General features: G+C 67.1%; 10 protein-coding genes. 5 read left to right on the forward strand and 5 right to left on the reverse strand.

Annotated features, from left to right (window positions below; translation table 11 throughout):
* Position 1 precedes the first annotated feature (1 nt).
* Positions 2-2,212, forward strand: a complete 2,211-nt coding sequence (locus AC07NY_RS10550; RefSeq protein WP_494583793.1) for a TonB-dependent receptor — start codon at positions 2-4, stop codon at positions 2,210-2,212.
* Between the two features lie 10 nt (positions 2,213-2,222).
* On the forward strand, positions 2,223-2,606 hold the full coding sequence (locus AC07NY_RS10555) for a hypothetical protein (RefSeq protein ID WP_494583794.1): 384 nt from the start codon (positions 2,223-2,225) through the stop codon (positions 2,604-2,606).
* A gap of 13 nt (positions 2,607-2,619) precedes the next feature.
* On the opposite strand, the gene AC07NY_RS10560 is transcribed toward AC07NY_RS10555, so the two are convergent.
* Genes AC07NY_RS10560 through fepB form a run of 3 tightly spaced genes read right to left on the reverse strand, consistent with a single transcriptional unit; the run spans position 2,620 to position 5,614 of the window.
* Entirely contained in the window at positions 2,620-3,651 is a 1,032-nt protein-coding gene (locus tag AC07NY_RS10560; RefSeq protein WP_494583795.1) for a FecCD family ABC transporter permease, read from the reverse strand.
* Entirely contained in the window at positions 3,648-4,652 is a 1,005-nt protein-coding gene (locus tag AC07NY_RS10565) for a FecCD family ABC transporter permease (protein ID WP_494583796.1), read from the reverse strand. Before AC07NY_RS10565 ends, AC07NY_RS10560 begins: the two co-directional genes overlap by 4 nt.
* Positions 4,649-5,614: a Fe2+-enterobactin ABC transporter substrate-binding protein gene (gene fepB, locus AC07NY_RS10570; protein ID WP_494583797.1), complete on the reverse strand. Its 966-nt coding sequence runs from the start codon at positions 5,612-5,614 to the stop codon at positions 4,649-4,651. Before fepB ends, AC07NY_RS10565 begins: the two co-directional genes overlap by 4 nt.
* A gap of 289 nt (positions 5,615-5,903) precedes the next feature.
* Here fepB and AC07NY_RS10575 point away from each other — a divergent pair, with 289 nt between their 5' ends.
* Both AC07NY_RS10575 and AC07NY_RS10580 read left to right on the forward strand, forming a co-directional pair.
* Positions 5,904-6,794, forward strand: coding sequence for an ABC transporter ATP-binding protein (locus tag AC07NY_RS10575; RefSeq protein WP_494583798.1), 891 nt, complete (start codon positions 5,904-5,906; stop codon positions 6,792-6,794).
* Between the two features lie 19 nt (positions 6,795-6,813).
* On the forward strand, positions 6,814-8,091 hold the full coding sequence (locus tag AC07NY_RS10580; RefSeq protein WP_494583799.1) for an NtaA/DmoA family FMN-dependent monooxygenase: 1,278 nt from the start codon (positions 6,814-6,816) through the stop codon (positions 8,089-8,091).
* A gap of 8 nt (positions 8,092-8,099) precedes the next feature.
* Here AC07NY_RS10580 and AC07NY_RS10585 read toward each other — a convergent pair whose 3' ends face one another.
* Positions 8,100-8,873, reverse strand: a complete 774-nt coding sequence (locus AC07NY_RS10585) for an IclR family transcriptional regulator (RefSeq protein WP_494583800.1) — start codon at positions 8,871-8,873, stop codon at positions 8,100-8,102.
* 332 nt (positions 8,874-9,205) lie between these two features.
* Between AC07NY_RS10585 and AC07NY_RS10590 the strand changes: the two genes are divergently transcribed.
* A complete protein-coding gene (locus AC07NY_RS10590; RefSeq protein WP_494583801.1) occupies positions 9,206-11,290 on the forward strand; it encodes a TonB-dependent receptor in 2,085 nt (694 codons plus the stop codon).
* 100 nt (positions 11,291-11,390) lie between these two features.
* Here AC07NY_RS10590 and hemP read toward each other — a convergent pair whose 3' ends face one another.
* Entirely contained in the window at positions 11,391-11,597 is a 207-nt protein-coding gene (gene hemP / locus AC07NY_RS10595; RefSeq protein WP_492287660.1) for a hemin uptake protein HemP, read from the reverse strand.
* Between the last annotated feature and the right edge of the window lie 32 nt (positions 11,598-11,629).

The raw sequence follows: 11,629 nt of genomic DNA on the forward strand, positions 1-11,629 counted from the left end.
CATGAAGCGGCCTTTCAGCCATTCAGCCAGCCCTTTCATGCTGCTTGCGACGACCGCGTTCGCCGGAATGCTCTGTCCGCTCGCGGCGCCTGCCCAGGCGCAGGGCCGGGATGCCCAGGTGATGCAGCTCGACGAGATCACCGTGACCGCGCGCCGACGCGACGAGACGCTGCGGGATATCCCCTTCACGGTCGATGTGCAGACCCGCGCCCAGCTTGACGAGAAGCGCGCCTATGACGCGCCATCGGCTCTGAAGGACGTCGCCGGCGTCTACATTCCGGGCTTCGGCGACCGCTCGACCTCGTTCCTGATCATGCGCGGCGTCGGGCCGATCCTGTTCCCGCTCGGCCCGGACGATTCCTCCGTGCTGACCTTCGTCGACGGCACGCCGTTGCCGATCGGCTCATCCAACGCCAATTATCTCGATCTCGATCGCGTCGAGGTGCTGAAGGGGCCGCAGAGCACGCTGTTCGGCCGCAACACCACGGGCGGCGCCGTCAACCTGGTGCCGGCCCTGCCGGACGAGACCTGGAAGGGCTATCTGCGCTCCGAATACGGCACGCAGAACCATCGTATCCTCGAAGGCGCGGTCGGCGGTCCGCTGATCAAGGACAAGCTCGGCATGCGGCTGGCCTTCCGCCTTCGTGGCATCGACGGCTTCGTCAACAACGTCGTCGGCCCCGATCTCGGCCGGGAACAGAGTGCGACAGGCCGCCTGACGCTGCGCTTCACGCCGACCGACCGGACCACCTGGACGCTCAGCGGCAGCGCCGATTCATCGGATGGCGTGCCGGTCTATTACGCGCTGAAGGGAGACGGCTTCCCGATCCTCGCCGCCCAGAACCTGGGGCGCGAGGTCACCAAGAACTACGCCTTCCAGTCGAAGTTCGAGCACCGCTTCGACCATTTCACCTTCACCTCGCAGACCTCCTACAATGCGATCCGGGCCGACCTGACCTATAACGGTGCCGATTTCTTCCTCGGCAACCGCGTCTCCGGCCTGCCCTTCGGCGCCTTCGGCAACATCGCCGGCAACTATTTCGACCGGAACATCGACCAGACCCGCTTCACCCAGGAGCTGCGTCTCAGCTCAAATCCCGGCGACAAGCTGCAATGGGTCGCCGGCGCCGCCTATTACCGCGACGAGGCGAAGCTGTTCTCGATGCGCAACGTCTTCCTCTATGGGCCGGCCGTCTCGGGCTTCGACAACCTGCACCAGGCGACGACCGGGCAGGCGGTCTTCGGCGAAGTGACCTATCCGGTGATCGACCGGCTGAAGCTCTCGCTCGGCGGCCGCTACACGCGCGAGCAGAAGGACTATGATGGCCAGTTCTACAGCGACGGCACCCCCGGCACCGTTCCGGTCTTCATCGAGGCCGGCAAGAAGGACTACAATTTCTGGACCGGCCGCGCCTCGCTTGCCTACGACTGGACCGACAAGGTGACGAGCTTCGCCTCGGTCTCGCGCGGCTACAAGAGCGGCGGCTTCGGCACCTTCAACTCGCTGATGTGGGCCGGCGTGCCGCGCACGCCCTATGATTCGTCGAGCATCCTCTCCTACGAGATCGGCGGCCGCGGCTCCTTCTTCGACGACCGGCTGAAGGTCTCAGCCGCCCTGTTCTACAACGATGTCAGCAAGGAGCAGATCCTCGCCTACGACCTGCAGAACTTCGCCCAGCAGTCGCTCAACCTCGACACCAGGAGCTACGGCGTCGAGCTCGACGCCACGTGGCGCGTGAACGAGAACTGGGAGATCGCCGGCGGCATCACTTATACCTCGACCGAGATCACCGACGTGCCCGCCGCGGCTGCCGCGGCGCAGGCGGGGCTGAAGAAGGGCAATCAGCTGCCGCAGGTGCCGGAATGGGCCGGCAAGGCCTCGGTGACCTATCGCGCTCCGCTCGGCACGCTCGGCATCGCGGCTTTCGGGCCGGCGAACCTGCTCGCCCGCGTCGGCTACAACTATATCGGCCCGCGCTATTCGGAGGCCGGCAACCTGGCCAAGCTGAAGCCGGTCCACCTGCTCTCGGCTCGGCTCGGCGTCGAATGGGAAAAGGGCGAGGCCTATCTCTTCGGCGAGAACCTGCTCGACAAGCGCTACGTCACCTTCGCCCAGCCCTACGGCACGAGCGTCCTGACCGGCGGGCCGGTCTACGGCACGGTCTACGCGCGCGGTGCGACGATGGGCGTCGGCGCGGCGATCAAGTTCTGAGCCGGGCGCGATGATCGACAGCTCGTCCTGGCCGGTCGTGCGCTGGACCATGCCGGCCTGCATCCCCGACGAGGACGCCGAGCGCGTCCTCGCGGAATTCGATGCGCTGCTCCGGCGCGGCGAGCGCTTCGTCGTGGTTTTCGATGGGGCGGAGCGGCCCGAGCAATCGCCGCAGTTCCTCCGGCTCTACAAGGACTGGTATCGCCAGCGCCGCAAGGAACTCGGGCGCTGGGTCGCGGGTGCCGTCCGGATCGAGCCGGAAGAGGCCAAGCGCAAGGCCGTGCTCGGCAAGCTGATGAATGCCGCGCTCGCGGCGTTCATGCCCTATCCCTTCCGGGTCTTCGCGTCGGACGCGGAGGCACGCCCACAGCTCGATCAATGGCTCGGGCGCTAGCCTCGTTGCCGCCTTACACCTTCTCGTCGCGGGTCAGCCGCCAAAGCAGATAGAGCCCGCCCAGCAACCCCGTCGTCAGTCCGATCGGCATGTTGAGACCGGACGGGAAGCGCTGGCTGATCAGGTCGGCTGCCAGCAGCAGGATGGCGCCCATCGCCGCGCCGGGCAGGAGCGGCACGTCCGGCGAACGGCAGAGCAGCCGAGCAAGCTGCGGGCCGGCCAGCGCGATGAAGGCGATCGGGCCGGCCGCGGCCGTCGCCAGCGCGGTCAGGCCGACCGCCGTCATCACCATCGCGAGCCGCGTGCGCTCGACGGAGACGCCGAGCTGGCTCGCGGCGTCGTCGCCCATCTCCAGCAGGGCGAGCCGCCGGGCATGCCACAGCGCGACGGGCACGATCAGCAGCAGGCCGAGTGCGGCCGGCACGGCATGCGACCAGCTGCGCGCGGCGAGCGAGCCGGCAAGCCAGATCTGCGCCGAGACCGATCGATCGAGATCACTCGCCACCAGCAGGACGGTGTTGACGCCGGACAGGGTCGCTCCGATGCCGATGCCGACGAGCACCAGCCGGTAACCGCCGGTGGTGCGCCCCTTCAGTGCGAGCAGGAAGACGAGCGCGGCCGTCGCCATGCCGGAGAGAACGGCCGACAGCGAAACGGCGAGCGGGCCAGCGCCGAACAGGATGATCTGGATGATCGCGCCGGTCGCGGCGCCGGTGGTGAAGCCGATGATGTCGGGCGAGCCCAGCGCATTGCGCGAGATCGACTGGAAGATCGCTCCGGCCATGCCGAGCGCCGCGCCGACGCAGGCCGCCGTGACGACGCGCGGCAATCGCAGGCCCCAGACGACACGCTCGGCCATCGCATTCCCACTTTTGCCGAAAAGGGCGGCGGTGACCTCTGCCGGGGTGAAGGCGAGCGTGCCGGTGCCCAGCAGCGCGATCGCGAGCACGAGGCCGATGCCGGCAAGCGCGACGCAGACCCATGCGGTTCGTGGGCGCCATAGCAGCGAGAGTGATCCGAAACGGAGTGGAATGGGAGCGCTCATGGGCGGCTCACCCGGAAGCGACGCACCGCCATGATGAAGAACGGGCCGCCGACCAGGGCTGCGACGATTCCGGCCGCGACCTCCGAGGGGGCCGCGACCACGCGTCCGACGAGATCGGCGCCAAGCAGCAGGATCGCGGCGGCAAGTCCCGCGCCGGGCAGAATCCAGCGATGGTCCGCACCCAATAGAGCACGCGAAAGATGCGGCGCGATCAACCCGACGAAGCCGATCGGGCCCGCCGTTGCGGTGGCAGCTCCCGCCAGCAGCATCACCGCCAGGCAGGCGCCGAGCCAGATCCTGTGGGGCGCGGCGCCGAGCGCCTGCCCGAGTTCCTGCCCCAGCGCGAGGGCGTTCAGGCCGCTGACGACCGAAAGGGCGACGAGGAGCCCGGCGATGACGCAGATGGCGAGCACCGTGACGGCCTCGAAGCTCGCACCCTCGACCGAGCCGGCCGCCCAATGCCGGAAATCGTCGAAGGCGGTGGGCGGTGCATTGATCACCACGATGCCGGTGATCGCGCCGAGCACGATCGAGAGGCCGGCGCCTGCGAGCACGAGCCGGATCGGATTGGTCCCGGTCTCATGCGCCCGCCCGAGCAGGAAGACGGCGCTGCCGGCAAGCCCGGCCCCGAGCGCGGCGAGCCAGACATAATGCACCGGCCGCGTCAGGCCGAAGATGGTGACGCCCAGCACCACTGCGACCGCCGCGCCGGCATTGATGCCGAGCAGGCCGGGCTCGGCCAGGGGATTGCGGGTCACGGCCTGCATGATCGCGCCGGCGACGCCGAGCGCCGCACCGGCGAAGATGGCTGTGATCAGGCGCGGCACGCGCAATTCCCGGACGATCAGGTGGAGATCGTTGCCGGGATCATAGGCCCGCAAGGCGTTGAGGGCCGTCGCCAGCGGAATCGGGCGGGAGCCGATCGCCAGGCTTGCCAGTGCGAGCAGGACGAGCGCGCCCGAACCGGCGGCGAGCCACCACCCGCGCCGGAGCCTCCTCATGGCTTGCCGAAGCTCGCACGCACCTGCTCGAGGATCTGCCGGCCGGAATAGGGATCGATGCGGAACGAGGTCAGCCCGAGCGGATAGACGCGCTTGCCGATTACGGCCGGATGATTGGTGAGCACCGGCTCTGCCAGGAAGGCCGGCACGTCCTTCTCGGTGGCGCGCAACAGGAGGACGACGTCCCCGGTAATGGCGGCTGAGAGGTTCTCGCGCGAGAAGAACTCGAAATCCGAGGCGCGCCCCGTATTCGGCCGCAGCTCAGGCGGCAGGCCGACGATCTCGAAGCCCAGCTCCGAGAGCAGCTTGGCGACCGGGCTCGATGTCCGCGCGACCGAATAGCTGCCGGCGATGTTGTAGCCGACGATGCTGGCCTTCGTGCCTGTCGCTGTGAGCGTGCGGGCCGTGGCTGCGAGATCGGCGTCGAAGCCCGCGATTGCCGCCGCTGCTTGGCTTTCGAGGCCGGCTGCCTTGCCGAGTTCGGTCGCGAGCTCCTGCCAGCTGCGGCTGGAGTAATCGACGACCGTCGTGGGAACGCCGAGCGCCTCCAGCTCGGCCCGGTGCTGCAGGATGCTGTCGGCGCCGGTGGTGGAGGCAATGACGAGATCGGGCTTCCAGCCGAGCACGGCCTCGATGTCGAATTTCAGGTTGGGATAGAGGACCTTCACCCCTTTTCGGTCGGCGTCCCCGGCCCATTGCGAGAAGAAGCCCTTGCCATCGGTCAGCGGGCTCGGCGTTGTCGCGGTGCTTGCCACCAGCGGCGCCTCGATCGCCAGCAGGATGCCGGTCACGCTCGGTGTGGTCGAGACGATCCGCTTCGGCTTCGCCGCCAGGGTCAGTTCCCCCGCGACATGCCGGATCGTGCGCGGCCAGCCGGCTTCCTGACTGCGCGCGGGCGCGCCGGCCAAGCTCAGGGCGCCTGCGATGGCGATGAGGGCGATGAAAAGCTTGGCGAAAGGCATCGTCGCTGTTCCCGGACGGGAGTGTCCTGTCGAGCCTGCGGGTCGTGCGCTGCCGGGCCGGCGACATCATGCCGTCCGGCTCACTGCCATGCGCATCCGCGTGAAGGCTCGATATTCCTCATGGCGGATCGCATTCTGCAATGCAATATGAGTATGTGAATTCTGTAGCGTTATCGGGTATAAGCCGGCGGATGTACAGGATTCGAGGCAATATAGGTGGTGATTGCAGCGAAAGAATGGAAATTTGTAAATCAATCGTCAGGATATAGAAGAATTAAAAAGTAGATCGATGTTCGAGAGTCTAAAGAGAATAAGCGCAGGATTCCCTCGTTCCGGCCCCACCGGTGCGGGAGTCGAGCCCGCTCTTGCGCGTCACTCCGGGGCCCGCCTCAGCGCCGAAGCCGTCACGCTCCGCTACGATGCGCGCACGATCTCGACCGGGCTCTCTGTCGCGATCGCCGATGGCTCCTTCACCGTGATCGTCGGTCCCAATGCCTGTGGCAAGTCGACCCTGCTGCGCGCCCTGTCGCGATTGCTCGTCCCGACCTCCGGGCAGGTGATCCTCGACGGATGCGAGATCGGCGAGCGCCCGGCCAAGGAGGTCGCGCGACGCCTCGGCCTGCTGCCGCAGAGCGCCATCGCGCCTGACGGCATCACGGTGGCGGATCTCGTCGCGCGCGGGCGTTATCCGCATCAATCCTTCCTGCGGCAATGGTCGAAGGCGGACGAGGTCGCGGTTGCGGATGCGATGCGGGCAACGCGCGTGGGCGGGCTTGCCGCCCGCGCCGTCGACGAACTCTCGGGCGGCCAGCGCCAGCGCGTCTGGATCGCGATGGTGCTGGCGCAGGAGACGCCGATCCTGCTGCTCGACGAGCCCACGACCTTCCTCGACATCGCCCACCAGATCGAACTGCTCGACCTGCTGGCCGAGCTCAATGCGCAAGGCCGCACCGTCGTCGCCGTGCTGCACGACCTCAACCAGGCCTGCCGCTATGCGTCCCATCTCGTCGCCATGAAGGACGGTGCCATCGTCGCCGAGGGCAACCCGGCCGAGATCGTCACGGCGGAGCTGGTCGAAGTGGTCTTCGGCTTGCCCTGCATCGTCATTACCGACCCCGTCGCGGGCACCCCGCTGATCGTGCCCAAAGGCCAAGGCCGGGTGAGCAATCGCAGCTTTTGAGAAACCAGAGACAAACGCCATGGCCAGGGCCAGACAGCTTCATATCGGATTGAGCCTGACGCCGACCTGGCTGAAGGGCCGGCCGGCCGATGATGGCGAGCCGCGCCCGAATGGCGATCCGACGGATTTCAATCTCGAACTGACCCGGATGGCGGAACGGGCGAAGCTCGATTTCGTCTTCAAGCCCGACTACCTCCTCCTGCATCCGGGCATGGGCGGCGGCTTCGTCGGCCTCGATCCGACGCTGCTGATGACCGCGATCGCCCGCGAGACCGAGAAGATCGGCCTCGTCACCACGGTCTCGACCAGCTTCAACCCGCCCTATGTGGTGGCGCGCCAGATCCAGTCGCTGCACTGGATCAGCAAGGGTCGCGCCGGGCTCAACATCGTCACCTCGATCGAGGGCGCCGAGAATTTCGGCGATGAGCCGATGCCACCGCCGGATATCCGCTACCGCAAGGCGGCGGAGTTCACCGATGTCATGCAAAGGCTCTGGCAGAGTTATCCGAACGCGGCACTGAACGGTGCGGCGACCAGCGCCGCGATCGACCATCGCGGCGCGTTCTTCAGCGTCAGGGGGCCGCTCAACGTGCCCGGCCATTCGGCAGGGCCGCCGCCGCTCTTCCAGGCGGGGGCCTCCGATATCGGCCGTGACTTCGCGGTTTCGATCGCGGATGCAACCTTCGCCGCCATGCCCGACCGGGAGGCCGGCATCGAGTTGCGCGCCGATCTGCGCCGCCGTGCCGAAGCGCGTGGGCGCAGCGCTGCGTCCGTGCGGGTCCTGCCCGGCCTGCATTTCTTTCTCGCTGAGACGCGAGAGGGAGCCCGGGCCCTGCATGAGCGCGCCCATGCTCATCTCACGCCCGAGCAGCGCCGCAAATCGGTGAAGACCGTGCTCGGGCTCGATCTCGGCGATCTCGCTCCCGACGCGCGCGTCACGGCCGCGATGCTGCCCCCGGCTGATGCGCCGGTCCGCAGCCGGACCCATGCCACGCTGCTGCGACGCTTCGTCGAGACGAGCGAGCCGACCGTGGCGGAATTGCTCTCACGCCCGGAGGTCGTGGGCTCGGCGCATTGGGTCTCCGTCGGAACGGTCGACGAGGTTCTCGCCGAGATCGTCGACTGGTTCGAGGCCGGCGCGATGGACGGCTTCATCGCGATCCCCGGCGGCTCCTTCCGGTCGCTGCGCCTTTTCACGGAGGAGCTGGTCCCGGCCCTGGCGCGGCGGGGCCTGTTTCGCGGCGAGTACGAGGGATCGACGCTGCGCGAGCACCTGCGGCTCGACGCGGCGTGCTAGGCTTGAACTCAGCCGCCGGATTCCCGCGTCGCGGCCTTCGCCGCCGCATAGAGCGCGGCGCGGTGGCCCTCCGCCTCCGCCGTCTTGACGAAGGACACCGTGGTCACGACGCAGGCGATCTCGCCGAGCGCGTTGAAGACAGGCGCGGCCTTGCCGGTCAGCAGCGAGAACAGATGCTCGTTCAGTTCGGCGCCGCCATCCTGTCTGATCGCATCGAGCATCGCGCCGGCCGGCCGGGTCCCGCGAAAGGACGCTGGCTGCTGCTTGCGCACCGCGGCGATCGCATCCTTCGGCAGATGGGCCTGGAAGACGAAGCCGCAGGCAGTGTTGTCGAGCGGCAGGACGTCGCCCAGCGTCACCGTGCTGATCGCGAAATCGGTGCTGCGGTACCAGCGCACGATCGTCGGTCCGCGCTCCGTCCAGATCGCGACGCCGCAGCTTGCGGCGATGCCGGCGGAGAGCGTCTTCATGGCGCGCGCCGCGACTTCGACGGCGTCGATGCGCCGGAGCGCGCGGACGCCGATGTTCAGCGCGACGGGGCCGAGATCGTAATACCCGGTCACCTCATCCTGTGCCGCGAGCCCCTCGCGCACCAGGCTCTGCATGTAGCGATGGGCGGTGGAAGCGCCGGTGCGCGCCCGCCGTGCGACCTCGCCCAGCACCAAAGGGCCGTCCGCCTTGGCGAGGATATCGAGGAAGCGGGCCGCGATCGAGATCGACTGGATCGTCGCCGAGCGCTTGGCCTTGGGCGCGCCGCGGCCCTCGGATGGCGGGGGCGTCACCGACACCGCTCCGGATCGGGCGAGGCGGAGGCGCGCGCGACGGCAGAAGGGAAAAGGCTGGTCATCATGCGAATCGCGGTGAGGCTCCCGGCGGCCGCCGGAACAGGCTTTCTGCCATTGGCGGCCTTGTCAGGACAAGCGGGCCGGTGCGGCCGGCAATGGGCGTCGCACGGCTGCGACCGGAAAACAACAGGCCGGGACAATACCGTCCAGGTGTCGGCTCTCGTGTTGACATGCGGAATGCATTCCGCACTGTAGGATCATCATTGCAAGCTCGCGAGCCACGGCCCTGTCCCCAGCCAGCGAGATGTCTTCGGATTGCGGGGAACATCATGTCGTCCAGGTTCGCTTTGCTGCGCGGCGTCAGCGTCGTGTCGCTCATGGCCGTCGCCGCCGCCTCGCCGGTCTTCGCGCAAGGCGCGCCCGCTCCGGCGGCCGGCATGACGATCGAGCTCGACACGATCATGGTCACCGGCGAGAAGGTCGAGCGCGACCTGCGCAGCACTGCTTCGTCGGTCGCGGTCAAGACGGCCCGTGACATCGCTCGCGAGAACACCGGCAACAGCTCGGTCTCCGAAGTGCTCGTCGGCACGCCGAACGTGACCTACACCGACACGGTCGGGGCGCCGGTCATCCGCGGCCAGGACACGCAGGGGCCGCTCACCGGCCAGAACTCGTTCTGGGGCGGCACTGTGCCCCGTGCCACGATCAACGTGGACGGCCACTATCTCAGCTATAACGAGTATTATTTCGGCGCGACCTCGCCCTGGGACGTCAAGAGCATCGAGGTCTTCCGTGGCCCGCAGACGACCTCGCAGGGCGCCAACGCCATCGCCGGCGCGATCATCGTCAACACCAAGGACCCGACCTTCACGCGGGAAGCGGCCTTCCTGACCGAGTTCGGCAGCTATGCGTCACGGCGCACCGCGATGATGCTGTCCGGGCCGATCATCGCCGAGCAGATCGCCGGCCGCATCTCGCTGGACTATTCGGCGCGCGATACCTTCATCAACTATGTCAGTCCGAACTTCCAGACGCGCTATGCCGACCAGGACTTCAGGGCGCTGAACCTGCGCGCCAAGCTGCTCTGGCGCCCGACCGCGCTGCCTGGCTTCGAGGCGAAGCTCACCTTGTCGCGCAATTCGACCAACCGGCCGAGCCAGGAAGCGGCATCCGCCCCGTTCCACAGGCTGAGGCACATCACCACGACCATGCCGAGCTGGCGGCAGGACACCACGACCGGCATCCTCGATCTCAGCTATGATTTCGGCAACCGCTTCAAGCTGTTCAACCAGACCCAGTACAGCGATCTCTCGACCAGCCGGAAGACCGGCATCCTCGGCAGTGGTGATGCCTATATCAAGCAGACGAACGTCTCGAACGAGACGCGGCTGACCTACGGCGATCCGAGCGACGTGCTCAGCGGCGTTGCCGGCATCTACTACGCCCACACCAAGACGGACGAGGACCTCTACCTCACCGGCCGCTCGACCTTCGACGATACCAAGCGCAATCTCGGCATCTTCGGCGAGGCGAGCTACCGCCTGACCGATCGCTGGACCTTCACCGGCTCGCTGCGCTTCCAGCAGGACCAGATCCAGCGCGTCGGCAGCACGGTCTTCGCACGGCAGGGCGTCGATTTCGACAAGACCTTCCAGGCGGTCCTGCCCAAGGCTTCGCTGGCCTATGCGGTGACGCCGGACTGGACCGTCGGCGCCATGGTCAATCGCGGCTACAATCCCGGCGGCGTCTCGCTGAATCTTACCGCTGGCCGCTGGCAGTCCTTCAAGGAAGAGACGCTCTGGAATTATGAGCTGTTCACCCGCGCCAGCCTGTTCGACAACAGGCTGAACGTCAGCGGCAACCTGTTCTACACCGACTTCCGCAATGCCCAGTACTTCATCCCGGTGGTGCTCGCGACGGGCGTCGTCCAGTCCTATGGCATCAATGCCGAGAAGGCCCATGCCTACGGGCTTGAGGTCAATGCCGACTATCGCATCCTCGACAATCTCACGCTCAAGGCCGGGGCAGGCCTGCTGCGCACGGAAATCGACAGGATCTCCGCCAATAGCGGCTACAAGGGCAACGAGTTCGCGAAGTCGCCTGGCTACATGCTCAGCTTCGGCGTGAGCTGGGACGTCACCAGCAAGTTCAACGTCACCGCGCAGATGCGCCATACCGACGGATACTATTCCGACGTGGCCAATACGCGCCTCTACCTGATCAAGCCCTACACGATCGCCGATCTGCGCGCGAGCTACCAGTTCACCGACAACCTGCAGCTCTACGGCTATGTGAAGAACATCTTCGACGAGCGCGCGCCGACCTATATGCAGCAGAACCGCGGCATCGGCGGCACCGAGGCGAGCATGACCGAGCCGCGCATGTTCGGCGTCGGTCTCAAGGGCACGTTCTGAGCGGATGATACGGGCCGGCTTGGCGCGATAGCATGACGCGCCAGGTCGCTTTTCCGAAGGCAGGGAGGGCAGGGTGGCTTCACCGTCCACCCGCCCCCCTTCACTTGGTCAGGATCAGCTTTCCCTGCCGGGTGATCTTCAACCGGTAGAGCTCGCCATGATGCTCGATGCCGATCTCGGTCGCGCCGTTGAAAACGGCCGAGCTGGTGAGGCTCTTCGCGGGCTTGGCGTCAGGCTTCGCGGGAGCCTGCCTGGGGTTGCTCAAGGCGGCCCGCCCCGTGGGCCGGCGCGGATTCGGGGTGTTCATGAGAGCGCTCTGGTGATCAACGATGCCGCAAA

The sequence above is a fragment of the Allobosea sp. GW821-FHT09G06 genome (genome assembly GCF_059416005.1).

Coding starts and splice junctions, on each gene's coding strand:
- AC07NY_RS10550 (WP_494583793.1), top strand. CDS start 2: ATGAAGCGGCCTTTCAGCCATTCAGCCAGCCCTTTCATGCTGCTTGCG.
- AC07NY_RS10555 (WP_494583794.1), top strand. CDS start 2,223: ATGATCGACAGCTCGTCCTGGCCGGTCGTGCGCTGGACCATGCCGGCC.
- AC07NY_RS10560 (WP_494583795.1), bottom strand. CDS start 3,651: ATGAGCGCTCCCATTCCACTCCGTTTCGGATCACTCTCGCTGCTATGG.
- AC07NY_RS10565 (WP_494583796.1), bottom strand. CDS start 4,652: ATGAGGAGGCTCCGGCGCGGGTGGTGGCTCGCCGCCGGTTCGGGCGCG.
- fepB (WP_494583797.1), bottom strand. CDS start 5,614: ATGCCTTTCGCCAAGCTTTTCATCGCCCTCATCGCCATCGCAGGCGCC.
- AC07NY_RS10575 (WP_494583798.1), top strand. CDS start 5,904: ATGTTCGAGAGTCTAAAGAGAATAAGCGCAGGATTCCCTCGTTCCGGC.
- AC07NY_RS10580 (WP_494583799.1), top strand. CDS start 6,814: ATGGCCAGGGCCAGACAGCTTCATATCGGATTGAGCCTGACGCCGACC.
- AC07NY_RS10590 (WP_494583801.1), top strand. CDS start 9,206: ATGTCGTCCAGGTTCGCTTTGCTGCGCGGCGTCAGCGTCGTGTCGCTC.
- hemP (WP_492287660.1), bottom strand. CDS start 11,597: ATGAACACCCCGAATCCGCGCCGGCCCACGGGGCGGGCCGCCTTGAGC.